This is a genomic window from Microbacterium sp. AC035 (genome assembly GCF_979258485.1).
The window spans coordinates 3,168,754-3,195,252 of record NZ_OZ409858.1; the positions used below are offsets into that span (position 1 = coordinate 3,168,754).

General features: G+C 68.4%; 24 protein-coding genes. 19 read left to right on the forward strand and 5 right to left on the reverse strand.

Annotated elements, in window-relative coordinates; translation table 11 throughout:
- Positions 1-35: 35 nt before the first annotated feature.
- Positions 36-704, reverse strand: a complete 669-nt coding sequence (locus tag ACZ0AA_RS15350; RefSeq protein WP_400862721.1) for a DNA alkylation repair protein — start codon at positions 702-704, stop codon at positions 36-38.
- A 104-nt stretch (positions 705-808) separates the two neighbouring features.
- Here ACZ0AA_RS15350 and ACZ0AA_RS15355 point away from each other — a divergent pair, with 104 nt between their 5' ends.
- Complete coding sequence (locus tag ACZ0AA_RS15355; protein ID WP_400862719.1) at positions 809-997, forward strand: hypothetical protein; 189 nt, start codon at positions 809-811, stop codon at positions 995-997.
- Between the two features lie 44 nt (positions 998-1,041).
- On the opposite strand, the gene ACZ0AA_RS15360 is transcribed toward ACZ0AA_RS15355, so the two are convergent.
- Positions 1,042-2,076, reverse strand: coding sequence for an FUSC family protein (locus tag ACZ0AA_RS15360; RefSeq protein ID WP_463513469.1), 1,035 nt, complete (start codon positions 2,074-2,076; stop codon positions 1,042-1,044).
- Between the two features lie 121 nt (positions 2,077-2,197).
- On the opposite strand from ACZ0AA_RS15360, the gene ACZ0AA_RS15365 reads away from it, so the two are divergent.
- The 11 genes from ACZ0AA_RS15365 to ACZ0AA_RS15415 all read left to right on the forward strand — a co-directional run bounded on the left by ACZ0AA_RS15365 (position 2,198) and on the right by ACZ0AA_RS15415 (position 13,069).
- Positions 2,198-2,653 carry an SRPBCC family protein gene (locus ACZ0AA_RS15365; RefSeq protein WP_400862715.1) on the forward strand — a complete coding sequence of 152 codons (456 nt, stop codon included), beginning with the start codon at positions 2,198-2,200 and terminating at the stop codon, positions 2,651-2,653.
- A 194-nt stretch (positions 2,654-2,847) separates the two neighbouring features.
- Positions 2,848-3,201 (forward strand): hypothetical protein, encoded by a 354-nt coding sequence (locus ACZ0AA_RS15370; protein ID WP_463513470.1) that lies wholly within the window; start codon positions 2,848-2,850, stop codon positions 3,199-3,201.
- 68 nt (positions 3,202-3,269) lie between these two features.
- Entirely contained in the window at positions 3,270-6,167 is a 2,898-nt protein-coding gene (locus tag ACZ0AA_RS15375; RefSeq protein WP_463513471.1) for a helix-turn-helix transcriptional regulator, read from the forward strand.
- 77 nt (positions 6,168-6,244) lie between these two features.
- The gene (locus ACZ0AA_RS15380) at positions 6,245-6,448 is read left to right on the forward strand and encodes a cold-shock protein (RefSeq protein ID WP_042538190.1); all 204 of its coding nucleotides are present in this window, start codon (positions 6,245-6,247) and stop codon (positions 6,446-6,448) included.
- A 423-nt stretch (positions 6,449-6,871) separates the two neighbouring features.
- Positions 6,872-7,906 carry an iron-siderophore ABC transporter substrate-binding protein gene (locus tag ACZ0AA_RS15385; RefSeq protein WP_400862710.1) on the forward strand — a complete coding sequence of 345 codons (1,035 nt, stop codon included), beginning with the start codon at positions 6,872-6,874 and terminating at the stop codon, positions 7,904-7,906.
- 53 nt (positions 7,907-7,959) lie between these two features.
- Positions 7,960-8,982 carry a FecCD family ABC transporter permease gene (locus tag ACZ0AA_RS15390; protein WP_400864697.1) on the forward strand — a complete coding sequence of 341 codons (1,023 nt, stop codon included), beginning with the start codon at positions 7,960-7,962 and terminating at the stop codon, positions 8,980-8,982.
- 5 nt (positions 8,983-8,987) lie between these two features.
- A complete protein-coding gene (locus tag ACZ0AA_RS15395; RefSeq protein ID WP_400864694.1) occupies positions 8,988-10,061 on the forward strand; it encodes a FecCD family ABC transporter permease in 1,074 nt (357 codons plus the stop codon).
- A complete protein-coding gene (locus tag ACZ0AA_RS15400; protein WP_400862708.1) occupies positions 10,058-10,858 on the forward strand; it encodes an ABC transporter ATP-binding protein in 801 nt (266 codons plus the stop codon). Before ACZ0AA_RS15395 ends, ACZ0AA_RS15400 begins: the two co-directional genes overlap by 4 nt.
- Positions 10,848-11,804 carry a siderophore-interacting protein gene (locus ACZ0AA_RS15405; RefSeq protein ID WP_463513472.1) on the forward strand — a complete coding sequence of 319 codons (957 nt, stop codon included), beginning with the start codon at positions 10,848-10,850 and terminating at the stop codon, positions 11,802-11,804. The genes ACZ0AA_RS15400 and ACZ0AA_RS15405 overlap by 11 nt, the downstream gene beginning before the upstream one ends.
- A 36-nt stretch (positions 11,805-11,840) precedes the next feature.
- Complete coding sequence (locus tag ACZ0AA_RS15410; protein WP_463513473.1) at positions 11,841-12,299, forward strand: GyrI-like domain-containing protein; 459 nt, start codon at positions 11,841-11,843, stop codon at positions 12,297-12,299.
- Between the two features lie 62 nt (positions 12,300-12,361).
- On the forward strand, positions 12,362-13,069 hold the full coding sequence (locus ACZ0AA_RS15415; protein WP_400862704.1) for a hypothetical protein: 708 nt from the start codon (positions 12,362-12,364) through the stop codon (positions 13,067-13,069).
- A 22-nt stretch (positions 13,070-13,091) separates the two neighbouring features.
- Here the strand turns inward: ACZ0AA_RS15415 and ACZ0AA_RS15420 are convergent, their stop codons facing one another.
- On the reverse strand, positions 13,092-13,640 hold the full coding sequence (locus ACZ0AA_RS15420; protein ID WP_463513474.1) for a TetR/AcrR family transcriptional regulator: 549 nt from the start codon (positions 13,638-13,640) through the stop codon (positions 13,092-13,094).
- Positions 13,641-13,699: 59 nt separating this feature from the next.
- Here ACZ0AA_RS15420 and ACZ0AA_RS15425 point away from each other — a divergent pair, with 59 nt between their 5' ends.
- A complete protein-coding gene (locus tag ACZ0AA_RS15425) occupies positions 13,700-14,521 on the forward strand; it encodes an SDR family NAD(P)-dependent oxidoreductase (RefSeq protein ID WP_463513475.1) in 822 nt (273 codons plus the stop codon).
- A gap of 112 nt (positions 14,522-14,633) precedes the next feature.
- A complete protein-coding gene (locus ACZ0AA_RS15430) occupies positions 14,634-15,500 on the forward strand; it encodes an alpha/beta fold hydrolase (RefSeq protein WP_463513476.1) in 867 nt (288 codons plus the stop codon).
- Between the two features lie 6 nt (positions 15,501-15,506).
- Here ACZ0AA_RS15430 and ACZ0AA_RS15435 read toward each other — a convergent pair whose 3' ends face one another.
- A complete protein-coding gene (locus tag ACZ0AA_RS15435; protein WP_463513477.1) occupies positions 15,507-16,514 on the reverse strand; it encodes a LacI family DNA-binding transcriptional regulator in 1,008 nt (335 codons plus the stop codon).
- Positions 16,515-16,729: 215 nt separating this feature from the next.
- Between ACZ0AA_RS15435 and ACZ0AA_RS15440 the strand changes: the two genes are divergently transcribed.
- The 5 genes from ACZ0AA_RS15440 (at position 16,730) to ACZ0AA_RS15460 (ending at position 25,486) form a co-directional block, all read left to right on the forward strand.
- A complete protein-coding gene (locus ACZ0AA_RS15440; RefSeq protein ID WP_463513478.1) occupies positions 16,730-18,736 on the forward strand; it encodes a beta-galactosidase in 2,007 nt (668 codons plus the stop codon).
- 104 nt (positions 18,737-18,840) lie between these two features.
- The gene (locus tag ACZ0AA_RS15445) at positions 18,841-20,067 is read left to right on the forward strand and encodes a sugar ABC transporter substrate-binding protein (protein WP_400862695.1); all 1,227 of its coding nucleotides are present in this window, start codon (positions 18,841-18,843) and stop codon (positions 20,065-20,067) included.
- A 64-nt stretch (positions 20,068-20,131) separates the two neighbouring features.
- Positions 20,132-21,754 (forward strand): ABC transporter permease subunit, encoded by a 1,623-nt coding sequence (locus ACZ0AA_RS15450; protein ID WP_463513479.1) that lies wholly within the window; start codon positions 20,132-20,134, stop codon positions 21,752-21,754.
- Entirely contained in the window at positions 21,754-22,665 is a 912-nt protein-coding gene (locus tag ACZ0AA_RS15455; RefSeq protein WP_400862691.1) for a sugar ABC transporter permease, read from the forward strand. The genes ACZ0AA_RS15450 and ACZ0AA_RS15455 overlap by 1 nt, the downstream gene beginning before the upstream one ends.
- A 31-nt stretch (positions 22,666-22,696) precedes the next feature.
- Positions 22,697-25,486, forward strand: coding sequence for a glycosyl hydrolase 53 family protein (locus ACZ0AA_RS15460; protein WP_463513480.1), 2,790 nt, complete (start codon positions 22,697-22,699; stop codon positions 25,484-25,486).
- Between the two features lie 164 nt (positions 25,487-25,650).
- Here the strand turns inward: ACZ0AA_RS15460 and ACZ0AA_RS15465 are convergent, their stop codons facing one another.
- Positions 25,651-26,493, reverse strand: a complete 843-nt coding sequence (locus ACZ0AA_RS15465; protein WP_400862687.1) for an alpha/beta fold hydrolase — start codon at positions 26,491-26,493, stop codon at positions 25,651-25,653.
- Positions 26,494-26,499 lie beyond the last annotated feature (6 nt).

A 26,499-nucleotide genomic window follows, 5' to 3' on the forward strand; every position in this document is an offset into this window, starting at 1 on the left:
GTGTGCGCGAGGGCTGAGTCGGCGGATGCTGCGGCTCAGCCTTCGCGTCGCCTGACGATCTCGCCGATCCAGATCGGGGCGAACGGCGAGGTGCAGCCGGGGGCGGTGGGGTAGTCGGCCAGCACCTGCAGGCGCTCGCCGATCGCGAGCGCCCTGGCCCGCAGCTCGGGGTGGAAGATGCCGATATTCGCGAGCGTCTCGTTCATCGCCCATTGCAGGCGCTTCGGCGCATCCACCAGGTCACGCTCGATCAGGTCGAGCAGATGGTCGAGGTCGAGGCCGTCGGCATCCTTGGCCACCCGCACGGTCGTGAGCGACCAGGCGGCGGCGGCGACCGTCGGGTCTGCGTCGTCGAACCAGCGCAGTCGCAGCTCTTCAGCGAGCGGAGTCTTCTTGGCGACGTAGTTGACGAACCAGTCGTTGACCTTGGGGGCCTGCGTCTGGCGCAGCATCGCGTCGAGCTCGTCGGCGGTGAACTCGCGCGGCGTGCAGATGAGCAGGGCGAGCAGGCGGGCTGACGTCTCGCCGGTCGCCCACAGCTCCTTCGCCAGGGGCTGGTCGGTCTTGATGCGCTTGGCCACCCCGCGCAGACGGCTCAGGTTCATGCCGTGGTCGTCGCCGCGCTTCTCGTTGGCCGCGCGCATCTTCGGATCCTCGAGGGCGGCCAGTTCGGCGAGGGCTTCGGGCACGGTCATGTCGGGCATGAGACCAGGGTAGGCCTCCGGCGCTTGTCAAGGCCCGGGTCGCGGTGAGCGTCCGGCCGTAATCTGGCATGCACGCAGACCGAACGCCGACGAGAGGAACGCGCATGAACCGCGACAGCGACGACATCAACACCGACCGCAACGACCTGAGCACCGAGCCGTCGCCCGGCGCGGAGGAGAACGACAACCTCGGCACCGAGGACAACAAGGGCGAGCCTCCCACGGTCGTGCCGTCGGGCGCCGAGTCCGACGACGACGGCGACGTGCTCGCCGACGATCCCGACCAGGACTGACTCAGCCCCTGCCCCGTTCCGTGAACGGGGCAGGCGCAGTGCGCTCACTCCTCTTCGACGAGCTCCCCGCGGATGCGCCGGAGGTCTTCCATCAGCGACCCGATCAGGATCCAGTGGGTCGACGACGGCGGCCGGATGACGAGCGGCGCAGTGAGCGCGGGGATCGCGGAGGTCAGGGTCTCGGGCTCCGGTGACACGTCGGCGATCTGCACGGCCAGCCGCACATCGTGCCCCGCCCGGCGCAGCTGTTCGGCGATCGCGGTGACAGCCGGCTCCTGGCCGATCGAGTCGTCGTAGTGGTCGAAGTAGGCGCGGGTCATCCCGATGGTCTGCGTCACGATCGGTGACAGGCGCTCGAGCAGGGCACGCATCTCGCGGAGCTCCTCGCGGTGCGTCGAGCGGCGCGGGTTCAGGGTGAGCGACTCCTCGCCGGCCGCGATGGAGGCCTCTGCGGCTTCTTTCATCGGGCGCAGCAGCCGCGCCTCGAGCATGAGCTCCTGCAGCTTCGCAGGCGTCTGAGGTTCGGGCAGCGCGTCGGCCAGACGGTCGAGGCTCGAGGCGAGTTCGCTGCCGAGCAGCCCGAGATCGCGGCGGGCGGGGGCGACCAGCACCGGTGGAACGATCAGCGCGTTCACGACGATGCCGATGGCCACGCCGATCAGGGTCTCGAAGATGCGCGCGATCGCATAGTCGGGCGTCGAACCGAGTGCGAGCACGAGCATCGCCGAGATCGCGACCTGGTTGCCGGTGCCCGGGGTCGCCTTGAAGGCCCATGCGACCAGCATCGCCACGACGATGGCGAGCAGCACGATCCAGCTCGGCGAACCGAGCAGCAGGCCGAGCGCCACGGCGATCACGACACCGACGATCACGCCGATGCTGCGCTCGAGGGCCTTCGACAACGATTGGTTGACGCTCGGCTGCACGACGAGCAGGGCCGCGATGGCGGCGAACACGGGCAGCTGCCCCGGAACCACCCACCCGGCCAGCAGCCACGCGGCGATCGTGGCCGCGGCGGACTTCACCACCTGCAGCAGGGGTGAGCGCTTCGAGGCGCGGATCGCGGCATGGATGCGCATGCCCTCAACGCTACTCGCGCGCATGCTCGGTCGCGGCGTCCTCGATGTCAACCCCATCGCGCATCTCAGGAGCATGCAGCTGAATGGGATCACACGAACGACGAACAGTGAGGAGCATCACATGGCGCAGATCATCGAGACCATCGACGTACACGTTCCGGTCGACATCGCTTACAACCAGTGGACGCAGTTCGAGAGCTTCCCCCACTTCCTCGACGAGGTCGAGTCGATCGTCCAGATCGATGACACCCACAACCGCTGGACCGTCAAGGTCGGCGGCGCGACGCGTGAATTCGACGCCGAGATCACCGAACAGCACCCCGACGAGCGCGTCGCGTGGAAGAGCGTCGGAGGCGACACCGAGCACGCGGGCGTCGTGACGTTCCACAAGCTCGAAGAGCTCACGACTCGCGTGACGGTGCAGATCGACTGGGAGCCCGAGGGCCTTCTCGAGAAGGTCGGCTCGCTCGTGGGAGCAGGCTCGCACGCGGTGAAGAAGGACTTGAAGAACTTCAAGGAGTTCATCGAGAAGCGCGGCGCCGAGACCGGTGCCTGGCGCGGCGACGTCGACGCCTGATCGACCCCTGATCCGAGGTCCGGGCGGTGGTGCCCCCACTGCCGCCCGGGCCTCTTCTGCTGCCCGCTCGCAGCCTGTCCGCTGCCTGACTGAGGCCATCTAGGGCGCGCTCGATGCAGAAGATAGGGTATCCTCCCGATGTCGACCGGGCACCTCAGAGCGGAGTGTAGGGACATCCCAACCGAGGAGATGTCATGTACGAGCACCCCTACTTCACTGAGAAGGTCGCCGAGTACGAGAACGAGCGTCTGGAGCGAGCGGTCGAATGCCGTCGTTTCCTCGCCGAGCACGCCGACCAGCTCGTCCCGCGGGCTCCCGGCGCGGTCAGGCGCCTCGGACAGCGGATGCTGCGCGCCATCACCCGCCCGCGGTCGACTGCAACGGATGCTGTCGCGAACGCCGCGCCGGATGCTGTCGCGAACGCTGCGCACCTCGCCGCGACCCCCGCTCCGCGAGTCGCACGGGTCGCTGCGCCCGCCGAGATGGCGACCGCTGCGCCCGCCGACCGTCTGGCCGTCGTCGGCTGCGAGCCCGCGGCGGCTCGGTGAGTTCCACGTCCCTGTCGCAGGCCGCGCCACCCCGCCCGAATGTCGGAGGGGAGTGGGACGATGAGTCCATGTCCCTCTCCGCCGCGAGCGCTGCGATGGTCGGCCGTGAGGTCGAGATCTCGGTCGTGCGCGGGCTCTTCGATCGAGTCGTCGATGGAGTGCCTCTCGCGGCGCTCGTCGAGGGCGAAGCGGGCATAGGCAAATCCCGGCTGCTGCGCGAGTTCGGCGCCGAGGTGGTCAATCGAGCCGATGTGCATGTCGGATGGTGCCTCGACCTCGGGGCGTCGCGCACGCCGTTCGGGCCGATCACCGGCATCCTCCGCTCGATCGTCACCCGCATGGGCGCAGATCACGTGCGCGAAGAGCTCGGCGTCGGGGTCGAGGCTCTGGGCATGCTGCTGCCAGAACTCAATCCCACCGAGCGCTCCCAGACCAGCCCCGACCGGCTGCGCGACGCGATCGCCGCCCTCATCGAGGCCGCGGCCGAGCACGCGCCGCAGGTGCTCGTCGTCGAAGATCTGCACTGGGCAGACGAGTCGACGCTCGCGCTGCTCTCCTTCCTGCTGCGCACTCTGACCCACGGGCGCATCCTTCTGCTGCTCACCTGCCGCTCCGACGACGTCCGACGCGGTGACGCGGTCAGCCGGTTCATCGGCGAGGCCACGCGTGCGCGCCTGCTCGAGCGGGTCGCGGTCGAACGGCTCGAGACGTCGGCGGTTCGCCAACTCGCCGAATCGATCACCGGCCAGCCGCTCACCGACGCGGCGCTCGAGCGCATCCAAAACCGCGCCGAAGGAGTCCCGTTCTTCGTGGAGGAGCTCGCCGGATGCTCCTCGGGGCCGCTTCCCGGCAGCCTGCGCGACCTGCTCCTGGCCCGGTTCGACCGCCTCGGCGATGACGCGAAGCGGGTGGTGCAGGTGGTCTCGGGCGCTGAGCGCCCGCTGACCCATCCGCTGGTCACACAGCTCGCGGGTCTGCCCGAAGCACGCCTCGACGAGGCGATTCGCGAGGCGACGCTCAGTGGGATCCTCGTCGTGGGTGACGATGACTACCGGTTCCGGCACGCGCTGCTGCGCGAAGCCGTGCACGACGATCTGCTCCCGGGCGAGCGGGCGCGGCTGCACCGTGCGTATGCGGAGGCGCTGGAGGAGAACTGCACAGGCTCCGACACCGCCGACTCGGCCGCGCTCGCCTACCACTGGCAGCTCGCGCAAGACGATCGGCGCGCGCTCGCCGCGGCCGTCGCCGCCATGTTCGACGCCAAGTCGCGTTTCGCTTTCGCGAGTGCGGCCCGGTTCGGTGAGCTCGCCCTCGATCTGTGGATCCAGGTGCCCGATGCGGAGAGCGTGGTGGGCCTCGGTCGTCTCGAGATGCTCCGCGCACTCGGCTCGGTGCTGCGGAACGGAGGCGACGGAGAGCGCGCGCTCGCCGTCGTCAATCTCGCACTCGGGGAGGTCGACCCGACGACCGTCGACCCTCGCATGCACGCGAGGCTGCTGCGCGACAAGGCGTACTACACGATGAATCTCGGCCGCCGCGGCGCGATCCCGCTTCTGCAGGAGTCGCTCGAGATCCTCGACGGCAGGGTCGACGACGATCGGCTCCGCGCGTCGATCCTCAATCAGCTGGGCAGTCGCCACATGGTCGCGGGGCGATTCGAGGAGGCGATGGCGCTGGCCACGGAGGCCGGCGAGAGGGCGGCACGTGCCGGTTCCGACGATGAGGCATCGATCGCCGCGAATGTGCGCGGCGGTTCCAGGGCCCAGCTCGGCGACCTGGCTGAGGCGCATGATGAGTACGCGCTCGCTCTCAGCCTCGCGAGGAGCGCCAATCCAGAACTGCGCTACCGCGTCAACTACTCCGACCTGCTGGCGCTGCTCGGGCGTTACCGAGATGCCGTGGTCGTCGCAGAAGACGGCATGGCGCGGGCGCGTGCCTACGGGGTCGAGCGCACCACCGGTGCGATGATCACGCAGAACATGGCGGTGCCGCTGCTCGAACTCGGCGAGATCGAGCGCGTCGAGGGGATGCTGGCGCGCGAACTCGCCCAAGACACACTGCGGATCTTCCACATGTACTCCACGATGACGCGGGTTCGGGTGCTGTCGTGGCGCGGTCGACACGAAGAGGCCGCCGAAATCCTCCGCGAGTGGCATCCTGCGTTCGCCGAGACAGGCGAAGACGAGCGGCAGATCTGGTACGACGAGGTCATGATGAGGGTCTCTGTCGCCGAGAGCCGAGGAGACCTGGCGGCGGCGCTCGACGAGATCAGGCAGATGCTCCGCGATGCGGGACCCGTCTGCCTGCACCAGCGTCGCCTCCTCCTGGAAGCGGGGTGGTTGATCGCCGAGCTGCAGTCGTCCGGCACCGAGCACGGGATGACTGTCGATGATGCGATCGACGAGGTGCGCGCCGCGTGGCTCGCTCAGCCGACACAGCTGCTCGACGACAGGTGGTGGGCGATTCTCGATGCCCTGCTGGCGCCCTCGGTCCCGGCGCTGCGGGCGGCCGTCGAACTGGCGGACTCGGACGACGTGCCGGCGACCTTCCGTGTGACGACGCGGCTCGAACTCGCGCGCATGCTGGTCGGGGCAGGAGACCGCGTCGAAGCGGCCACTGTCCTCGGGCAGGCGCTGCATGAGGCCGAACGGCTCGGCCACGTTCCGCTTCTCCGCATCGTCAACGGGTTCTCGGCTGCGGCGGGCCTCGCCGCAGCATCCGGCATCGCCAGTGCCGAGGCATCGGCCGACCCGCTCACGGCACGCGAGAGGCAGGTGCTCGACCTGCTCGCCGAGGGGCTGAGCAACCGTCAGATCGGCGAGAGGCTCTTCATCAGCGTGAAGACGGTGAGCGTTCATGTGTCGGCCGTGCTGCGAAAACTCGGCGTCAGCACGCGCACTGAGGCGGCGGTTCTTCAAAAGAATCCGAACTTCCGGGTTTCACGTCAGGATGCCGTGGTACGTTGAGCTTGCGCGTATGTCGGACGTTCCGTCACGGCGCGGGCCGCGCAAGCGGCCGTTTGAAAACAGAAAGTAGAAAACACATGGCCACTGGCACTGTGAAATGGTTCAACGCTGAAAAGGGCTTCGGCTTCATCGCTCCCGATGACGGCACGGACGACCTTTTCGCCCACTACTCGGCAATCACCGGCTCCGGTTTCAAGGAGCTTCGTGAGAACCAGAAGGTCGAATTCGACGCTGAGCGTGGCCCCAAGGGCATGCAGGCTGCGAACATCCGCGCTCTCTGAGCGCGAGCAGACTTCCTGAAGCCGGTCGGATCCTCACGGATCCGGCCGGCTTTCTGCATGCCCGGGGGCTTTTCCGACGCGGGCGCGGGTCTCGTCCGCATTCGAACGTCGGTGCGGGGCCAGTAACGCATCCGAAGAGCCGGGTCCCGGTGTCCTTTTGACCCCGCCCGGTGCGGGGCCAGTAACGCATGTGAACGGGCGAGCGGGGTCAAAACTGCATGTGAACGGGCGAGCGGGGTCAGAACTGCATCCGAATCGGGCGTGGGGGATGCGTTTTTGACCCCGCACGCGGGGCACGGATGCCGCGTGAGTCCAGGTCCTCGAGATGAGGCTTGCCTAACTTTCTGTTAGATTAGGCGAGGCTTACCAAAGCCTGACGCGCTCTGCGTCCAGCCCCCTCACCTCGAACCCGAAGGAACGCCTGTGCGCACCTCTCGCCTTCTCGCCGCCGGTGTCGCCGCGGCTCTCGCCCTCGGCCTCACCGCCTGCGCGACACCCCCGACCGACTCGAACTCCGACTCCGCCGGTGGCAACCCCGCCGATGACAGCGCCTTCCCCGTCACGATCGAGCATGTGTTCGGCGAGACCACGATCGACGAGAAGCCCGAGCGCGTCGCCACGATCGCGTGGGCGAACCACGAGGTGCCCCTGGCCCTCGGCATCGTCCCGGTCGGCATGAGCAAGGCCTCGTGGGGAGACGACGACGACAACGGCATCCTGCCCTGGGTCGAGGACAAGCTCGACGAGCTCGGCGGCGAAGAGCCCGTGCTGTTCGACGAGTCCGACGGCATCGACTATGAGGCTGTCGCCGACACCCAGCCCGACGTCATCCTCGCGGCGTACTCGGGTCTGACGCAGGAGGAGTACGACCAGCTCTCGAAGATCGCTCCGGTCGTCGCCTACCCCGAGGTCGCCTGGGGCACTCCCGTCGACGACATGATCGAGCTGAACTCCAAGGCTCTCGGGCTCGAGGAAGAGGGCGACGCCCTCATCGAAGAGCTGCACGCCGATGCCGAGGCCGCGCTCGAGGAGAACAGCGCCCTCAAGGACAAGAAGGTGCTGTTCGCCTACATCGACCCGAGCGACCTGAGCCAGGTCGGCTACTACACCGCGATCGACACGCGCCCCGGCTACCTGCACGACGACCTGGGCCTTCCGCTGCCGTCGATCGTCGAGGAGAACGCCGACAGCGAGGAGTTCTACCTCTCGGTGAGCTCCGAGCAGGCTGACGCGTTCGACGACGTCGACGTCTTCGTGACCTACGGCGACGACTCGCTCATCGCCACCATGCAGGCCGACCCGCTGCTGTCGAAGATCCCGGCGATCGCCGCAGGCAACATCGTGATCCTGCCCGACTCCACCCCGATCGCAGCCTCGGCGAACCCGTCGCCGCTGTCGATCCAGTGGGGCCTGTCCGACTACCTCGGCCTGCTGGCAGCACCGCTCGCCGCGAAGTGACCTTCGGCGTCACCTTCGCGCACTGAGTTCCCGTGACCGCTGTCACCCTTCCCATGCCGGGCACCGCAGACCTGCGGCGCCCGGCATGGGCGCGCTCGCTCTGGCTGCTCGTCGGTCTCGGAGTGCTGCTCGTGCTCTGCATCCTGTCGATCTGCTTCGGTGTGCGCTCCGTGAGCATCGACGACATCTTCGCCGCCCTCGCAGGGCAGGATGACACCCTCGCCCAGGCCGCGATCATCAAGCGCCTTCCGCGCACGGTGCTCGCGATCCTCGTGGGCGCTGCCCTCGCGCTCTCCGGTGCGACGATGCAGGCGGTCACCCGCAACCCGATCGCCGACCCCGGCATCCTCGGCGTCTCGAACGGCGCATCGCTGGCCGTGGTCTTCGGCCTCGCCTTCCTCGGCCTCACCAATGCCTACAGCCAGATGGCCCTCGCGATCATCGGGGCAGCCCTCGCCGCGGCGTTCGTCTACACCGTCGGCTCGCTCGGCCGCGGTGGCGCCACTCCTCTCAAGCTCGCCCTCGCGGGGGCCGCGACCTCGGCGGCATTCGCCTCGCTGATCAGCGCCGTCATGCTGCCCCGCGTCGACCTGCTGCAGGCCTTCCAGTCCTGGCAGATCGGCGGAGTGGGCGGCGCCGAGTGGCCGCGCATCGCGATCACCGCTCCCGTGCTCGCGCTCGGCGCCCTGATCTGCTTCGCCAGTGCGCGCGGCATGAACTCCCTCGCCCTCGGCGACGACATGGCGAAGGGGCTCGGCGAGCACGTGTTCCGCACGCGGCTCATGTCGGCGCTCGGTGCCGTGATCCTCGCCGGTGCCGCCACCGCGATCGCGGGCCCGATCGGCTTCGTCGGACTCGTCATCCCGCACGTCTGTCGGATGCTGATCGGCACCGACCACCGCTGGTTGCTGCCGTTCTCCGCCATGGCCGGTGCCGCGCTGCTGCTCGCCAGCGACATCGTCGGCCGCGTCATCGCCCCGACCTCGGAGGAGATCCAGGTCGGCATCATCACCGCCATCATCGGCGCCCCGTTCTTCATCTGGATCGTCCGTCGTCAGAAGGTGCGTGAACTGTGAGCACCATCGACCGGGCCGCCGCCCAGACTCCCGCCGCATCCGACCGCGCTCGCGACGAGGTCGCCGCCCTCATCGCCGGACGCCGTTCGCGCCACCGCCGTCACGCCGTGGCCACGATCGTGCTCGGCGCGATGCTGCTGGTGCTGTTCGCCGTGGCGCTGATGATCGGCAACACCTTCTATCCGCTTGACGAGGTGATCCGCGTCATCCTCGGCGAGACCGTGCCGGGCGCGTCGTTCACGGTCGGAGAGCTGCGACTGCCCCGAGCGGTGCTGGCGATCCTCGCCGGGTTCGCGTTCGGCATCGCCGGCGTCTCATTCCAGACGCTGTTGCGCAATCCGCTCGCGTCGCCCGACATCATCGGCATCTCGAACGGCGCCGGCGCCGCCGCGGTGTTCGGCATCATCGTGCTGTCGCTCAACGGACCGATCGTCTCGCTGCTCGCTCTGGGCGGGGCGATCGTCACAGCGGGGATCATCTACCTGCTGTCGATCAAGAACGGCTTCGCCGGCACCCGACTGATCCTGATCGGCATCGGCGTCGCGGCGATGCTGCAGAGCATCATCTCCTACATGCTGTCGCGGGCGGCGAACTGGGACATCCAGACCGCGATGCAGTGGCTCACCGGCAGCCTGAACAACGCCTCATGGGAGCGTGTGATGCCGCTCGCGATCGCTGCGGTGATCATCGTGCCGCTCCTGCTTCTGCAGGGCAGGGCGCTGGGTGCGATGCAGCTCGGCGACGACTCGGCATCCGGCCTCGGAGTGCGGGTCAACACCACGCGCCTGCTCTTCATCCTCGGTGCCGTCGCCCTGCTCGCGTTCGCCACCGCCGCCACCGGCCCCATCGCGTTCGTGGCATTCATGGCGGGCCCGATCGCGGCCCGCATCACCGGGCCCGGTGCGAATCTGCTCGTGCCCAGCGCTTTCATCGGAGCCGTGCTCGTGCTCGGTGGCGACCTCCTCGGTCAGTTCGCGTTCGGTGAGCGCTACCCGGTCGGCGTGATCACCGGCGTGCTCGGCGCTCCGTATCTCATCTATCTGCTCATCCGCACCAACCGCTCGGGAGGCTCTCTGTGACCGAGGCGCACACTCTGACGGCGGAGTCCGTCACCCTCGCCTACGGCGACCGCACGATCATCGATGGCCTCGACCTGGCGATCGCCCCCGGCAAGATCACGACGATCGTCGGCGCGAACGGATGCGGAAAGTCGACGCTGCTGCGTTCGCTCGCGCGCCTGCTCTCGCCGACGGCCGGTCAGGTCGTGCTCGACGGCAAGTCGGTGCACGCGCGTCCGACCAAGGAGGTCGCCCGCATCCTCGGCCTCCTGCCGCAGTCGCCTGTCGCGCCCGAGGGCATCGCCGTCGCCGACCTGGTCGGTCGTGGCCGGCATCCGCACCAGAAGATGCTGGCGCGCTGGAGCACCCACGACTACGAGGTCGTGGCGGATGCTCTCGCCGCGACCGGCACCACCGACCTCGCCGACCGCAGCGTCGACGAGCTGTCGGGCGGTCAGCGCCAGCGCGTGTGGATCGCGATGGCGCTCGCGCAGGAGACCGACATCCTGCTGCTCGACGAGCCGACCACGTTCCTCGACGTCGCGCACCAGGTCGAGGTCCTCGATCTGCTCACCGACCTGAGCGTGTCGCGCGGCACCACGATCGTCATGGTGCTGCACGACCTCAACCTCGCCGCGAGGTATTCCGACGAGCTCGTCGCGATGAAGGAGGGCAGGGTGCATGCCACCGGCGCTCCGCAGGATGTCGTGACCGCCCAGCTCGTCGAAGAGGTCTTCGACCTCGCGAACCAGATCACCATCGACCCGGTCTCCGGCAAGCCGATGGTCACCCCGATCGGAAGGCATCATGTCCGCTGAGACCACCACCGAACGCCCCACCTACGTGCTCGCCCGCGCCGAGGTGCGCGCGGTCGAACGGGTGTCGCCGAACTTCGTGCGGGTCACCTTCGGCGGCGACGATCTGTTCGAGTTCGGCACGCCGGGTGACGTCTTCGACTCCCGGATCAAGCTCGTGTTCCCGCCGGCATCCGGCATCCTCCCCGATCTCGATCGGGACACCGACGACTGGTGGGGATCCTTCCTCGCCGTTCCCGAGGAGGAGCGTGGATCGATGCGCACGTATTCGGTGCGAGAGCTGCGGGTGTCGGATGCCGGCACCGAGCTCGATGTCGATTTCGTGCTGCACCTCGCGCCGGGACTCACCGGCCCGGCATCGCGGTGGGCCGATGCGGCTGCCGTCGGCAAGGAGCTGTTCATCGTCGGGCCGCGACGGGGTGTCCCCGCATCCGCTCATGGTGGCGCCGAGTACGAGCCGGGCACGGCGACGTCGGTGGTGCTCGCCGGCGACGAGACCGCGGCCCCGGCGATCGCACGCATCCTCGAGGACGCTCCCAGCGACCTGCGGGGCTGCGCCTTCATCGAGGTTCCGTCTCCCGCCGACATCCTGCGCATCGACGCCCCTGTCGGCGTCGAGGTGCACTGGCTTCCTCGCGACGCGGGCGAGCCTCACGGCGTGCGACTCATTCCTGCCGTGCTCGCCTACCTGGGCGATGCGGATGCCGACGATGAGATCGACGTGAAGGACATCGACACCGAAGACCTGCTCTGGGAGACCCCCGACTACTCGGGTCTCGGCGAGGAGATCGCGGCGGCGGATGTTCCCGCCGAGCGCTACTTCTGGATCGCCGGCGAGAGCGGCGTCGTCACGACGCTGCGGCGCCATCTGGTGAAGGATCTCGGCATCGACCGCTCGCAGGTCGCCTTCATGGGCTACTGGCGTCGCGGCGTCGCCATGCGCGGCTGAGTCGCCGAGAGGCAGAGAAGTGCTAGACACGAGGGCATGAACGACTACCCGGTCACGCACGAACTCGGTCGCATCGACGTCGTCACGCTCGTCGACACCCCTGCGCTCAGCCGCGACGTCTCTCTCGATGTAGACACCGTGCAGGCGGCGTGGCCGGCGTTCGAGGGGGCATTCGACTCGCTGCAAGGACGCAGGATGCTGGGGCTCGTCTACGGAGGCACTTCGGTGTACCGCCTCTCGTGCGTGCGCCTCGAGCGAGACCGTGAGAACGCGCTGGGCCTGGACGAGACGACGATCCCCGGCGGAGACTACCTGCGGCTGCGACTGCGCGGGGAGGCGCCCGACGTCTACGGGCAGATCTCGGATGCGTTCGACGTGCTGTTCGCGCTCGCGAACCACGACGCCGATAGACCGCACATCGAGTCCTACCGCAGGGAGGGTGAAGTCGACTGCCTCGTGCCGATCAGAAGCGCTCGGTCTGCCTTTCACGTTTGACTGATCAGGACGTCGCGCTTTGAGTCCTGGAGATCCGTCGCGACAGAGGTCAGACTGGGCGGATGGAGTACGCCGGAGTAGTGCCGATGGACGCCCCTGATCCGAGTGCCGGGTTCGAAGCTCGCGTGCGCGGGCTCTCCTACCCGGTGTTCCAGCTGCGACCGCAGCCGTCGCTCACGCGCATCCCGGGTGCATCCTTCATGGAGATGGGGGCGTCGGCGGCAGCGGGCGCGCCGATGGGACTGGCGGAGTCGTCGGTGTCGCTCAACTACACGCTGTGGAGGAATCCCGACGATCATTCCGACCCGCGCAACGAGGTCGAGTTGGACCCCGGCATCCGACGCTCGATCGAGGAGGAACCGCCGTGGGGCCGCCCAGCGTGGCTGATCGAGCGGGCTCAGCTGCTCAAGTACCCGATGCTCTGGGAGGCGGTGCGGTCCAGCTGGCAGGCGTCACCCGACCGCGAACGGCATTCGCTCGCTCAGCAGCTGGTCGACCACACCAATCACATACTGCGCAACAGATTCCGTGAGGAGCTCGGACTCCCCGACCTGCCGAGCGAGGGCGACGGCGGCTGGGAGGCGAGGACATCGGCGGCGAGGGATGCCGTCGTCGCGGTCGACGGTCAGGATCGCCCCGCCGTGCAGATCGACACCGACCCGTTCGTCTACGCGGTCGGGTTCCGCGTCGATGAGAACGTGGTCTGCACCACCGTCGTTCCCCGAGACAGCCTGCCGATGATCGACCTCGCCATCACGACCTTCAAGTGAGTCGACCGATCTTCGGCCGCTGTCATAGCGCGCCGACGCTTCTCAGAATCCGCTCCACGTGAGCGGTCACCCATTCCGCATCGAACGGTCGGCTGCGAAGCAGCCAGCGGTGGAAGATCGGCCCGACGAAGAGTTCTGCGACATCGTCCGCGAAAGACACGTCCGCCTGACGCAGCCGCTCGGAGATCGCGCTCATCTGCGGCCCGAGCAAGGGTTCGCGGAAATGAGTGGCGAGCTCTTCGTCGGATTGCAGCTCGGCGGTGACTGCTCTCAGCAGCCGCTCCTGGGTCGGGTCGGTCAGTTCGTCGATCATGCCGGTCGCCAGCTCCGTGAGGTCGACAGAGAGATCACCCGAGTTCGGCACGGTGACTCTGCCGTTCTCATCGGTGCTGCGGGCGAGGAGTGCGTCGAAGAGGATCTCACCCGTCGATGACCACGACCGATAGAGAGTCTGTTTGCTGACCTGCGCGCGGGCGGCGATCCCCTCCATCGTGATCGCCCCCACCTGGCGCTCGCTGGCCAGAGAAAGCGCAGCCGCGTGCACCTTGGTGCGGGTTCGCTCACGGGCCATGTCGACAACGATACCCGAGCAAACGAGACGGTGCGTCCAGTTCGCGATACGATCTCGGCATGACTTCACCGCAGACATGGATGATCACCGGCAGCAGTCGAGGCCTGGGTCGAGCGCTCACCCACGCCGCCCTCGACGCGGGGCACGCTGTCGTGGCGACGGTCAGAGGCGATCACACGCTGCCTGACCACGAGCGGCTGACCGTGATGCAGCTCGACGTCCGTGACCGCGATGACGCGCACGAGACCGTCCAGCGCGCCGCCGATCTCCTCGGCCGGATCGACGTGCTGGTCAACAACGCCGGCTACGGCGTGATCGGGGCCGTCGAAGAGGCTTCAGAAGACGATGCCCGTGCGATCGTGGATACGAATCTGCTCGGCCCTCTGTGGCTGAGTCAGGCTGTCATCCCGATCATGCGCCGCCAGGGTGGCGGACACATCGTGCAGATCTCGACAGTCGGAGCCGTCGGGACGATGCCGATGCTCGGTCTCTACAACTCGACCAAATGGGGCCTCGAAGCATTCAGTGAGGCGATGGCGGCGGAGGTCGAACGATTCGGCATCCGCGTCTCCCTGATCGAGCCGGGCTCGCTAGACACGGACTGGGCAGGCGCGAGCATGCGTTTCAGTGCGCCCCTGCGTGACTACGACGAGCAGCGAGCCGAGATGTTCGGCACCGCGGAGGTGCCGTGGCCCGCGGGCGAGTCGGGCGGTGGAGCGACACCCGAGGATGCCGCAACGGTGATCCTCGCCCGAGTCGCAGACGCCCGTGACCCCCGCCTCCGGGTGCTCGTCGGCGACGACGCCCCCGCGCAGGTCGCAGCGGCGCTCGAGCTGCGGCGTCAGGACTACGCTCTCGATCCGAGGTTCCCGACCGCCTGACGTGCTGATTCTCAGTCGCCGCGAGCGCTCGCTCGCTCGCGAAACGGTGGCGCCCGGGGGCGCCGCGTCGTAGCATCCCAGTGGAATCGTTCCGCCGGCGAGGAGGCCACCGATGACGCAGCACACGCTCGAGCTACCGGAGGTCGACCTCGTCTATGACGTGCACGGACCGCTGCCGACCGCAGATGGTCGCCCTCCGCTGATGATGATCGGCCAGCCGATGGATGCGAGCGGCTTCCAGGCCCAGGTGAAGCTGTTCGACGATCGCACCGTCGTGACGTACGACCCGCGCGGCCTCGGTCGGAGCACGCGCAAGGACGGCGGCGTCACGAACGAGCCGGACACCCAGGCCGAGGATGTCCACGCGATCATCGAGGCGCTCGGCGCCGGCCCGGTCGACATGCTCGCGAGCAGCGGCGGAGCCGTGAGCGCACTCGCTCTGGTCGCCGCGCACCCGCACGACGTCGCGACTCTGGTCGCCCACGAGCCGCCGATCGACAGCGTGCTGCCGGACGCCGAGGCTGTCCATCGCGCCCGGGTGGCCTATACGCGGGCGTATCAGGACAAGGGATGGGGAGCCGGAATGGCGGCGTTCGTCGCGATGACCTCGTGGGAGGGCGAAGTCACCGATGAATACCTCGCTCAGCCCGCACCGGACCCCGCGGCATTCGGGATGCCGACCGATGACGATGGCAAGCGAGACGACCCGTTGCTGTCCGAACTCTCCTGGGCGGTTCCTCTCTACGTTCCGGATATCGAGGCTCTGAAGGCGGCACCGACCCGGATCGTGGTCGCTGTCGGGGAGGAGTCGCTGAAGGTCTACACCGGCCGCACCGCGATCGCCCTGGCCGAGCAGCTCGGCCAGCAGGCGACGGTCTTCCCCAGCCACCACGGCGGCTTCATGGGTGGCGAGTTCGGCTACGCCGGCCAGCCCGAGGCCTTCGCCGCCAAGCTCCGCGAAGTGCTCGACCGAGGATAGGTGCTCCTACGCGCTGTCGCGCACCACGAGCTCGGTGTCGAGGATGACCGAACGCGGGGATGCTCCCGCGATGACCTCGAGCAGCACGGCGACCATCTTCGCGCTGATCTGATCCCAGGGCTGACGCATGGTCGTGATCGGCGGCTCGTGGGTGGCGGCGAGGCCCGAGTCGTCGAACCCCGCGATCGCGATGTCCTCGGGCACGCGGCGTCCGGCGCGACGAGCGGCGGCGATCGCTCCGGCCGCCATCCGGTCGGATGCCGCGAACACGGCGTCGACGTCGTGCTCGAGCATCCTGGTCATGGCCGCCTGCCCTGATTCGTAGGAGTAGTCGCCCACCTCGACCAGGCTCCCGTCGTACAGTTCGCCGAGCTCTTCGCGGAATCCGACCAGGCGGTAGCGCCCACCGGGGGTGTCGTCGGGGCCGGTGATCATGCCGATGCGGCGGTGTCCCTGCGCCACGAGGTGCGCGGCCATGGTGCGGGCGGAGGCGACCTCGTCGACGGAGATCGTCGAGAGCTCGCGCTCGTGTCCGAGGGGCAGGCCGCAGCAGACGGTGGGGATGCCGACCTCGATCAGCTGGTCGAGCAGCGGGTCGGACTCGTGCGACGAGATGAGCATGACGCCGTCGACGTGCCCGGCGCTGAGGAACTGCGCGACGCTCTCGCGCTCGGCGGGTGTTCCGGCGACGAGGAGCACCAGGGTCATGGCCCGTTGGGCGAGAGCCTCGGCTGCTCCGCGCAGCAGCAGTGCGAACGTCGGATCGTCGAACAGCAGCTGCTGCGGCTCGGTGAGGAGGAAGGCCAGGGAGCCCGCTCGACCGGTCGCGAGGCTGCGAGCGTGATGGTTGGCGGTGTAGCCGGTGGCGAGGATCGCCTCTTCGACGGCCTGCCTGGCGTCGGGAGACACCCAGTGCCCGCCGTTGATCACACGCGAGACCGTGCTGCGGGATACCCCCGCCTGCGCCGCGATCTGGCGGATCGTCGGCTTGCGCTTCGCGCTGACATCACTCATCGCCTGTGACTCTACCCACAGCATCCCGTCCAGCGGTAGTCCAACCTGGGACCGGTCTCAGTTCGATAACGGCGGTTGTGGTCACTGACAAACCTGGGGTAGAACTGAGACCGGTCCCAGTCACGTTCTTGTGACAACCTGAGACCGGTCCCAGTCGAAAGAGCGACAGCACGCTGGGACGCGCACCACGACCGCACCGACCCGATGGAGTGCCGATGACCTCCCCCCACGCCTGGCCCGCTCTGAGCGGAATCGCCTATGGCGGCGACTACAACCCCGAGCAGTGGTCGCCCGAGACGTGGCGCGAAGACGTCATCCTGATGCGCGAGGCAGGCGTGAACCTGGTCAGCGTCGGAATCTTCTCGTGGGCGCTCATCGAGGTCGCCGAGGGCGAGTTCGACTTCGCCTGGCTCGACGAGCTGCTCGACCTGCTGCACGCGAACGACATCAAGGTCGACCTCGGCACGCCCACGGCATCCCCGCCGGCCTGGTTCTTCGCGAACCACCCCGACGCCCACGTGATCGACCGCGAGGGCCGCGCCATGGGCTTCGGCTCACGCGGCATGGCCTCGCACTCGTCGCCCGCCTACCGCGAAGCGATCGTGCGGATCGCGGATGCTCTCGCGGCGCGCTATGCGCAGCATCCGGCCGTCGTGCTGTGGCACGTGCATAACGAGTACGGCGTTCCCGTCGGCGAGGATTACTCGCCGAACGCGGTCGCCGCCTTCAGGCTCTGGCTCCAGGAGAAGTACGGCTCGCTCGACGCGTTGAACAGCGCGTGGGGCACCGCCTTCTGGGGTCAGCACTACTCGGCGTGGGAGCACGTCGGCGCCCCCGCGATCGCCCCGAGCGTCGTGAACCCGGCGCAGCGACTCGACTTCGCGCGCTTCACCGACCACCAGCTGCGCGCGTGCTTCATTGCCGAGCGCGACGCGATCCGCGCGCACGCCGACCAGCCGGTGACGACGAACTTCATGGCCAACCAGAGCTGGACCACCGATCTGTGGGCCTGGGGCCGCGAGGTCGACATCGTCTCGGACGATCACTACCTGTGGGCCGCCGACGAGGACGCACACATCGGGCTCGCAATCGCCGCAGACCTCAGCCGCTCGGTCGGCGGGGGCAAGCCGTGGATCCTCATGGAGCACTCCACCTCGGCCGTCAACTGGCAGCCCCGCAACATCGCCAAGCGTCGCGGCGAGATGAAGCGCAACTCCTTCACTCACCTCGGCCGCGGGGCCGACGGCATCCTGTTCTTCCAGTGGCGCGCGGGCCGCTCGGGTGCCGAGAAGTTCCACTCCGCGATGCTGCCGCACGCAGGCACCGAGTCGCGTGTGTTCCGTGAGGTCGTCGACCTCGGCGCAGCACTCGGCCGCCTCGACGAGGTGCAGGGCTCCACGGTCAAGGCCGACGTCGCGATCCTCTGGGACTTCGAGTCGTTCTGGGCGCAGGACCTCGAGTGGCGCCCCTCCGAAGACGTCACCCATGCGGCCCAGGTGCGCCGCTTCTACGAGCAGCTCTGGCGCGACGGCGTCACGGTCGACTTCGCCCTGCCCGGTCAGGACCTCTCGGGCTACCGCCTCGTGGTCGCTCCGGCGCAGTACCTGCTCAGCACCGCGGATGCCGCGAACCTCACCTCCTACGTAGGCGGCGGCGGAACGCTGCTCGTGTCGTTCTTCTCGGCGATCGTCGACGAGAACGACGCCGTGCACGCAGGAGGCTTCGTCGCCCCGCTGCGCGAGGCGCTCGGCCTCACGGTCGAGGAGTTCCTGCCGCTGCGCGAGGGCGAGAGCCACGGGCTCGACTGGGTCGACCACGAGGGCATCGTCGCCGACGTCTGGCAGGAGGACATCGCGCTCGAAGGAGCCGAGGTCGTCGCCAACTTCTCGGGCGGACCCGGCGAAGGCGAGCCTGCCATCACGCGTCACCGCCACGGAGCGGGCACCGGCTGGTACGTCGGAACCCGACTGGATGCGGCGGGGATGCGCGCACTCCTGCACGAGGTCTACGCGGATGCCGACGTCACGCCGTCGGGCGTCGCCGAAGGCCTCGAGGTCATCACCCGTCACGGCGCCGACGCGGTCTACCGCATCGCGGTGAACCACCGTGACGACGACGTCGAGCTCGAGGCCACAGGCGTCGAGCTCCTCAGCGGCGCCGAGATCTCGGGCGCCCTGACGATCGCGGCGGGCGGCGTCGCCGTCATCCGCACCTCCCACTGACAGCACGACCCGCACGACCTGCACCACCTCGAACCACATAGCAACACCCACCCCGGTCGCGATGACGCGCAGCGCATCGTCGGCCACGACAGATAGGAAAACGCATGCGCAAGCACATCGGAGTCGGCGCACTCGCTCTGGCCGCGGCCGTGGTCCTCGCGGGCTGCTCCGCCGGCGCACCCGAGGGCGGCGACGACGCCGCATCCGGCGACGGCGCTGAACTCGTCATCTGGACGGATGCCGAGCGCGAAGCCGCGATCACCGCAGCCGCCGAGGCGTTCGAGGAGGAGACCGGAGCCAAGGTCACCCTCGTGCAGAAGAACTTCGAAGACCTCCGCAATGACTTCATCGCGCAGGTCCCGACCGGCGAGGGCCCCGACATCACGGTCGGCGCGCACGACTGGCTGGGCGCACTGGTCGCCGCAGGCGTCGTGGACACGATCGACCTCGGCGACAAGGCGTCGGAGTTCGAGCAGGTCGCCCTCGACGCCATGACCTACGACGGTCAGCTGTACGCGATGCCGTACTCGCTCGAGACCATCGCCCTCGTGCAGAACGTCGACCTCGTCGGCGCCGAGGCCCCGGCCACCTGGGACGACATGATCGCGAAGGGTGTCTCGGCAGGCACCGAGCGTCCGTTCGTCATCAACACCGGTGGCGAGACCGGCGACGGCTACACGATGTACGGCCTGCAGACCTCGTTCGGCGCGCCCGTCTTCGTGCAGGACGGCACCGGTTCGTACACGAGCGAGGTCGGCATGGGCGGAGCGCCCGGCGAGGCATTCGCCAGCTGGCTCGGCGCCAACGGCTCGAGCGGCACCGGCTACATCTCGACCACCGTCGACTACGACATCAACAACGAGCTGTTCGCATCGGGCAAGGCCCCCTACACGATCCAGGGTCCGTGGGCGATCAGCGCGTTCGAGGGAGTCAACGTCGCCGTCAACCCGATCCCGTCTGCGGGTGGCGAGCCCGCCGCGCCCTTCGTCGGCGTGCAGGGCTTCTACCTCTCCAGCAAGAGCAAGAACGCTCTTCTGGCCCAGGAGTTCCTCGTGAACTACCTCGGCACCGAAGACGCGCAGCGCGCGCTCTACGAGGCCGACCCGCGCATCCCCGCCTGGTCGACTCTCGCCGAAGAGGTCTCGTCCGACCCGATCACGGCCGGCTTCGTGGCCTCCGCGCAGTCCGGTGTCCCGATGCCGTCGATCCCCGAGATGGGTTCGGTCTGGGACCTGTGGAACGCCGCGCAGGCGCAGATCATCAACGGCGCCGACCCCGTGTCGACGTGGAACACCATGGTCGCCGACCTCGAGACGACTCTCGCCGGCTGACCCCGCCGGATGGGGAGGGGCCCGAACCCCTCCCCGTCCTGCGGTCCTCAGACAGGACGCACACATGACGATCCAGGCACCTCCGGCCGAGGCCCCCACCCCCGTGGTGAAGCCCTCGCGCGAGTCCCACGCCCGCCGCTTCCGCGGCCTGGGCTGGGGCTTCCTCATCAAGCTCGCCCTGATGGCGTTGGTCAACGCCTTCGGCATCATGACGGCGATCTCGGCGTGGAGCGCCGAGTCGTGGATCGTCCTCGGCGTCGTCGTGCTGCTGGTGATCATCGCCGACTGGGTGTACTTCACCCGCAAGGCGCTGCCTCTGAAGTACCTGCTGCCAGGGCTGATCTTCCTGCTCGTCTTCCAGGTCTTCATCTTCGGCTACACGGCCTACATCGCCTTCACGAACTACGGCACCGGCCACGTCGGCACGCAGGAGCAGGCGGTCGAGGCCGCGCTGATCCAGGGCGAGCGTCGCATCGAGGGCTCCTCCGACTACCCGCTCTCGATCGTGCAGCGCGGTGAGGAGCTCGGCTTCGCGATCGTCGATGACGACGGTGACGTGCAGGTCGGATCCGCGACCGAGCCGCTGACCACCGCATCCGACGCCGAGATCGGCACCACGGGCGCCCCGAGCGAGGTGCCTGGATGGACGGTCGTCCCGCGGGCGACGGTGCTGACCGACCCGACACTCGGCGCGACGATCAAGGACCTCAGGGTTCCGGTCTCGGACGACCCGAACGACGGATCGATCCGCACTCGCGAGGGGTCGACCGGCTCGGTCTACGAACCCACGTTGGTGTGGGATGCCGAAGCGCAGACCATCACCGACATGCAGTCGGGCACTGTCTACACGGCCACGGATCTCGGTGCGTTCGTGGCCGAAGACGGCACGGCGTTGCCAACCGGCTGGTCGGTGAACGTCGGCTTCGCGAACTTCCTCAAGCTGTTCACGGATGCGAACCTCGCCGGCACCCTGTTGAGCGTCACGGTCTGGACCTTCGCGTTCGCGATCCTCTCGGTGGTGCTGAGCTTCGCCGTCGGACTCGGACTCGCGATCGTCTACAACGACCCTCGGGTCAAGGGGCGGCGGTTCCTCCGGGCGCTGTTCATCCTCCCGTACGCGTTCCCGGCGTTCATGGCCGCGCTGCTGTTCCGCGGCATGTTCAACGCCGAGTTCGGCGTGATCAACGACCTGTTCTTCTTCGGCTCGCAGATCAACTGGCTCGGCGACCCGTGGCTGACCCGGGCCGCGGTGATCTTCGTGAACGTGTGGCTGAGCTACCCCTACTGGTTCCTCGTGTGCACGGGCGCGCTGCAGTCGCTGCCCGGCGAGACCCTCGAAGCGGCCGAGATCGACGGTGCCAACAAGCTGCAGCGCTTCCGCGCGATCGTGCTGCCGCTGCTGCTCGTGTCGACCGCCCCTCTGCTGATCGCCTCGTTCGCCGTCGCGTTCAACAACTTCACCGTGATCTACACCTTCAACAACGGCGGGCCGGCCATCGCCGGAGCCCCGTATGCACTGGGCTCGACCGACATCCTCGTCTCGGCCATCTACGACGTCTCCGGCGTCTCGGGTGGTGCGGCCGACTACGGCCTCGCGAGTGCGCTGTCGATCATCGCCTTCATCGTGGTCGGTCTCATCTCAGCGCTGAGCTTCCGACAGACCCGCAAGCTCGAGGAGTACCAGTGATGAGTGAGACCAGAGTCATCGTGACCGGTTCATCGAAGGGTGCGGATGCTGCACGCGCAGGCGCACGACGGCGTCGCTGGTGGGGCGAGGTCGGCTGGAAGTACATCCTCGCCGCAGGCGTGCTGTTCTTCGCCGCGTTCCCGCTCGTCTACGTGCTGTCGGCGTCGCTCAACCCGAACGGCAGCCTCGCGGCATCCAGCGCCCTGTTCAGTGCGTTCGACCCCGCGAACTACATCGCCCTCGGCGAATCCCGCTACTGGGTGTGGTTCGGCAACACCCTGCTGATCGGCGGCGTGACCGCGGTCGGCTCGGTGCTCATGGGCGCCTGCGGTGCCTACGCGTTCTCGCGCTTCCGCTTCAGCGGGCGGCGCGCGAGCCTCACCACCCTGCTCGTGCTGCAGATGTTCCCGCAGGCGCTCGCGTTCATCGCGATCTTCCTGATGCTGCAGACGCTCGGCGACGTGGTGCCGGCCCTCGGCATCAACTCCAAGATCGCCCTTATCTGCGTCTACCTCGGCGGCGCACTCGGCGCGAACACCTTCCTGATGTACGGCTTCTTCAACACGATCCCCGTCGAGATCGACGAGTCGGCGAAGATCGACGGCGCCAGCCATGCGCAGATCTTCTGGCGGCTCATCATGCCGCTGGTCGTGCCGATCCTCGCGGTCGTCGCACTGCTCGCGTTCCTCGCGGCCTTCGGCGACTTCATCCTGTCGAAGATCATCCTCACCTCCGAGGACAACTGGACCCTCGCCGTCGGCATGTACCAGTGGGTCTCGAATCAGCTGACCTCGCGCTGGGGGCTCTTCGCCGCCGGTGTCGTGGTCGCCGCCGTGCCCGTGCTCGCGCTGTTCTTCTCGCTGCAGAAGTACATCGTCGGCGGGCTCACCCAGGGATCCGTCAAGGGCTGATCCCTTTTTCCGCACTGCTCGAAAGGCCGTCATGCACCGTCGCACGCGTTCCCTTCTCTCCACCGCCCTGGCAACTGTCACCGCCGTCGCCCTCATCGGCGTCGCGCTGCCGGCGTCGGCCGCGTCGTCCGCGCCCGTCTCGGCCGCTGCGGTCTCGACCGCTGCGGTCTCGGCCGCTGCGGCCGACCCGGTGGATGCCACCATCACCGTCCCCCGGGTCGAGAATCTGCCTGACGACTTCATCGGCGGCGTCGACGTGTCGTCGGTGCTGTCGCTCGAGGAATCCGGTGTGGTCTTCCGCGATGCCGACGGCACCCCGGGTGATCTGTTCGAGATCCTCGCCGACGCCGGGGTCACCGACGTGCGGGTGCGCGTGTGGAACGACCCGTTCGACGCGAACGGCAACGGCTACGGCGGCGGTGACGTCGACGTCGAGCGGGCAATCGAGATCTCGCAGCGCGCGACGGATGCCGGACTCGGCGTGCTCGTCGACTTCCACTACTCCGACTTCTGGGCCGACCCCGCCAAGCAGCAGGCGCCGAAGGCGTGGGAGGGGATGACGGCCGATCAGGTCGCCGCCGAGGTGGGCGTCTTCACCCGCGATGCGGTGCGGCGGCTCGTCGCGGCCGGGGTCGACCTGCGCATGGTGCAGGTCGGCAACGAGACCAACGGCGGAGTCGCCGGGGTGCGTGGCTGGGACGACATGGCCAAGGTGTTCTCCGCAGGCTCAGCCGCGGTGCGCGCCGAGGCGCCGGACACTCTCGTCGCGGTGCACTTCACGAACCCCGAGCGCGCCGACTTCTATGCCGACGTCGCCGCCCAGCTCGACCGCCGCGACGTCGACTACGACGTGTTCGCGTCGTCGTACTACCCGTTCTGGCACGGGACCCCCGAGAACCTCACGGCCGTGCTCTCGCACGTCGCCGAGACCTACGGCAAGAAGGTCATGGTCGCCGAGACCTCGTGGGCGTTCACCCTCGACGACGGAGACGGCCACGGCAACGTCGTCGACCTGCCGTCCGAGGCTACGCAGTACCCGGTGAGCGTGCAGGGGCAGGCCGATGCGGTGCGCGCGGTCGTGCAGGCCGTCGCCGACGTGGGCGAGGCAGGAATCGGGGTCTACTACTGGGAGCCGGCCTGGCTGCCGGTCGGGCCTCCGGCGCAGCTCGAGCAGAACAAGACGCTGTGGGAGCGCGACGGATCGGGATGGGCGTCGAGCTTCGCGGGCGAGTACGAGCCCGAGGATGCGGGGCACTGGTTCGGTGGATCCGCGTGGGACAACCAGGCGCTCTTCGGCTTCGACGGCACGGCATCCGACGCGCTGAACATCTTCTCGTACGTGCGCACCGGGGCTCAGGCTCCGCGCGCGGTCGAATCGGTGCAGCCGGTGGCGCTGCACCTGACCGAGGGGGACGCCGTCGAGCTGCCGGGCGAGGTCACAGTGCTCTACAACGACGGATCGTCGGAGCAGGAGGCGGTCACCTGGTCGTCGGCCGCGGAATTCATCGAGGGCGTCGGCGAGTACGCGATCGCGGGAGTGACGGATGCCGGCCTCGCGGCCACCGCGACCGTCGTCGTCTCGGCACGCAACTTCTTGCGCAGCCCCGGGTTCGAGGATGCGGACACGAGCATGTGGAGTGCGACCGGATCGGGGCTGACTCTGCGTGCGTGGGACGACCCGCGGAGCGGCACGCATTCGGCGCACTTCTACGCGGCATCCGCGTATTCGTTCGAGCTGTCGCAGACCGTGACCGGGCTGCCCGCCGGGTCGTATGTCGCACGGGCGTCGTTGCAGGGTGATGGCGAGGGCGCAGACGGCAAGGTCGCGCTGTCTCTGTCTTCTGCTGCGGTGGCGGGCGCGCCTGCGGCCTTCGGACTCGACGGCTGGCGCGTGTGGTCGACGCCGACCACCGAGGCGCTGCAGGTCGGAGCCGAGGGCGTGGCGACCGTGCGAGTGTCTGCGGCGCTTCCGGCGGGGGCCTGGGGCACGCTCGACGACCTGGAACTCGTGCGCGAGCCGGTTGCCGGTGCCGACACGACTGCGCTGCGGGAGCGACGGGATGCTGCTGCAGCACTCGACCTCGCTGCGTACGTCGAGTCGTCGACGGCTGCGGTGCCCGGCGCGATCGCGCGGGCTGACATCGTGCTGGCGGCGACGAGCCCGAGCGCATCTGCTGTCGCGGGTGCGCTGGACGTGCTGGATGCCGCGGTCGACGCCCTCGTGGTGAAAGATTCGGCGACGGCCGCGCCGGCGCGGGGATTGCTGTCGCACGACAACGGCCGCGACACCGGGCTGCTCGACGGCGACTTCACGCTCACCATGAATCTGTGGTGGGGGCAGAACGCCACCAAGCTGCGAGTGTTCGAGAACGGCGTGCTGATCGAGACGGTGCCGCTGACGTTCGGAGGCACCGGTGCGCAGACGGCACAGGTCGCCGTGACCGGCAAGGCGAATGGCAGCTACGTCTACACCGGCGAACTGGTCAACTCACGTGGCGTGACGTCGGTGAAGCCCGTGACGGTGAAGGTGAAGGATGCGGCTCCCGGCACGCCCGTGCTGTCGGCCGACAACTGGGACGGCGACGGCTCGTACACGCTCACCGCCGACATGTGGTGGGGCACGAACGCGACCTCGTACCGCCTGTACGAAGACGGTGTGCTGATCTCCGAGGGCGACCTGGTCGCGAACAGCCCCGCCGCGCAGCGTGCGACGGTGCCGGTCACAGGCCGCTCTGTCGGGAAGCACACGTACCGCGTCGAGTTCGTGAACGCCACCGGAAGTGCCGAGAGCAAGACGCTCACGGTGACGGTGAAGCGCTGACGGCAGCGCTCGTGGAAGGGAAAACGCAGAGCATCGGATCGGTGGGTGGCGTGTCCAGGCGCGACACGCGGTGTCTGCCGGACCTCGTCTGGGCTTCCCGGGGTGATCACGAGCGAGAGCCCGGCATCCTGAGGTGGATGCCGGGCTCTCGTGCGGTTCGCGGATTACTTGCTGAGGAAGTCCTTCAGTGCGGCGTTGACCTCGTCGGCGTGGGTCCAGAGCAGGCCGTGCGGGGCGCCCTCGACCTCGACGTAGGTCGCGGCGGGCACTGCCTGGTGGAACCGGCGGGCCGTGGCGTCGATCGGCAGGATGTTGTCCTTCGTGCCGTGCAGGATCAGGGTGGGCTTGCCGGCGTCGCGCACGGCGTCGACGTCACCGCGGAAGTCCTCGATCCACGACGAGACGACGGCGTAGGCGGCGACGGGTGCGCTGCCGATCGCGACGTTCCAGCTGCCGGTGACGGCCTCCTGGCTGATGCGCGATCCGAGGTTCTCGTCGAGGTTGTAGAAGTTCTTGTAGAAGTCGGTGAACCAGGCGAAGCGGTCGCCCTTGGCTGCGGCCTCGATGCCGTCGAAGACGTCCTGCGGCACACCCTCGGGGTTGTCGTCGCGCTGCACGAGGAAGGGCTCGAGCGAGGCGAGGAAGGCGAGCTTGGCGACGCGCTCGTGGCCGTACTTGGCGACGTAGCGGGCGAGCTCGCCGGTGCCCATCGAGAATCCGACGAGCACGACGTCGCGCAGGTCGAGGGTCTCGAGCACCGTGTTGAGGTCGGCGGCGAACGTGTCGTAGTCATAGCCGGTGTTGACCTTCGACGACTGACCGAATCCGCGGCGGTCGTAGGTGATGACGCGGTAGCCCTGAGCGAGCAGCTCGCGGGTCTGGCGCTCCCAGCTGTGGCCGTCGAGCGGGTAGCCGTGGATCAGGACGACGGGCTGGCCCGATCCCTGGTCTTCGTAGTAGAGCTCGATCGAGGTGCTGTTCTCGTTTCCGACGGTGATGTAGCCCATGATCCT

Excerpts from the sequence above, each read along its gene's own strand:
- ACZ0AA_RS15420 (WP_463513474.1), bottom strand. The coding sequence starts at position 13,640 with ATGGCCCGTGAGCGAACCCGCACCAAGGTGCACGCGGCTGCGCTTTCT.
- ACZ0AA_RS15360 (WP_463513469.1), bottom strand. The coding sequence starts at position 2,076 with ATGCGCATCCATGCCGCGATCCGCGCCTCGAAGCGCTCACCCCTGCTG.
- ACZ0AA_RS15430 (WP_463513476.1), top strand. The coding sequence starts at position 14,634 with ATGACGCAGCACACGCTCGAGCTACCGGAGGTCGACCTCGTCTATGAC.
- ACZ0AA_RS15460 (WP_463513480.1), top strand. The coding sequence starts at position 22,697 with ATGCACCGTCGCACGCGTTCCCTTCTCTCCACCGCCCTGGCAACTGTC.
- ACZ0AA_RS15440 (WP_463513478.1), top strand. The coding sequence starts at position 16,730 with ATGACCTCCCCCCACGCCTGGCCCGCTCTGAGCGGAATCGCCTATGGC.
- ACZ0AA_RS15370 (WP_463513470.1), top strand. The coding sequence starts at position 2,848 with ATGTACGAGCACCCCTACTTCACTGAGAAGGTCGCCGAGTACGAGAAC.
- ACZ0AA_RS15410 (WP_463513473.1), top strand. The coding sequence starts at position 11,841 with ATGAACGACTACCCGGTCACGCACGAACTCGGTCGCATCGACGTCGTC.
- ACZ0AA_RS15465 (WP_400862687.1), bottom strand. The coding sequence starts at position 26,493 with ATGGGCTACATCACCGTCGGAAACGAGAACAGCACCTCGATCGAGCTC.
- ACZ0AA_RS15365 (WP_400862715.1), top strand. The coding sequence starts at position 2,198 with ATGGCGCAGATCATCGAGACCATCGACGTACACGTTCCGGTCGACATC.
- ACZ0AA_RS15425 (WP_463513475.1), top strand. The coding sequence starts at position 13,700 with ATGACTTCACCGCAGACATGGATGATCACCGGCAGCAGTCGAGGCCTG.
- ACZ0AA_RS15380 (WP_042538190.1), top strand. The coding sequence starts at position 6,245 with ATGGCCACTGGCACTGTGAAATGGTTCAACGCTGAAAAGGGCTTCGGC.
- ACZ0AA_RS15450 (WP_463513479.1), top strand. The coding sequence starts at position 20,132 with ATGACGATCCAGGCACCTCCGGCCGAGGCCCCCACCCCCGTGGTGAAG.
- ACZ0AA_RS15390 (WP_400864697.1), top strand. The coding sequence starts at position 7,960 with ATGCCGGGCACCGCAGACCTGCGGCGCCCGGCATGGGCGCGCTCGCTC.
- ACZ0AA_RS15455 (WP_400862691.1), top strand. The coding sequence starts at position 21,754 with ATGAGTGAGACCAGAGTCATCGTGACCGGTTCATCGAAGGGTGCGGAT.
- ACZ0AA_RS15445 (WP_400862695.1), top strand. The coding sequence starts at position 18,841 with ATGCGCAAGCACATCGGAGTCGGCGCACTCGCTCTGGCCGCGGCCGTG.
- ACZ0AA_RS15350 (WP_400862721.1), bottom strand. The coding sequence starts at position 704 with ATGCCCGACATGACCGTGCCCGAAGCCCTCGCCGAACTGGCCGCCCTC.
- ACZ0AA_RS15405 (WP_463513472.1), top strand. The coding sequence starts at position 10,848 with ATGTCCGCTGAGACCACCACCGAACGCCCCACCTACGTGCTCGCCCGC.
- ACZ0AA_RS15375 (WP_463513471.1), top strand. The coding sequence starts at position 3,270 with ATGTCCCTCTCCGCCGCGAGCGCTGCGATGGTCGGCCGTGAGGTCGAG.
- ACZ0AA_RS15355 (WP_400862719.1), top strand. The coding sequence starts at position 809 with ATGAACCGCGACAGCGACGACATCAACACCGACCGCAACGACCTGAGC.
- ACZ0AA_RS15415 (WP_400862704.1), top strand. The coding sequence starts at position 12,362 with ATGGAGTACGCCGGAGTAGTGCCGATGGACGCCCCTGATCCGAGTGCC.
- ACZ0AA_RS15435 (WP_463513477.1), bottom strand. The coding sequence starts at position 16,514 with ATGAGTGATGTCAGCGCGAAGCGCAAGCCGACGATCCGCCAGATCGCG.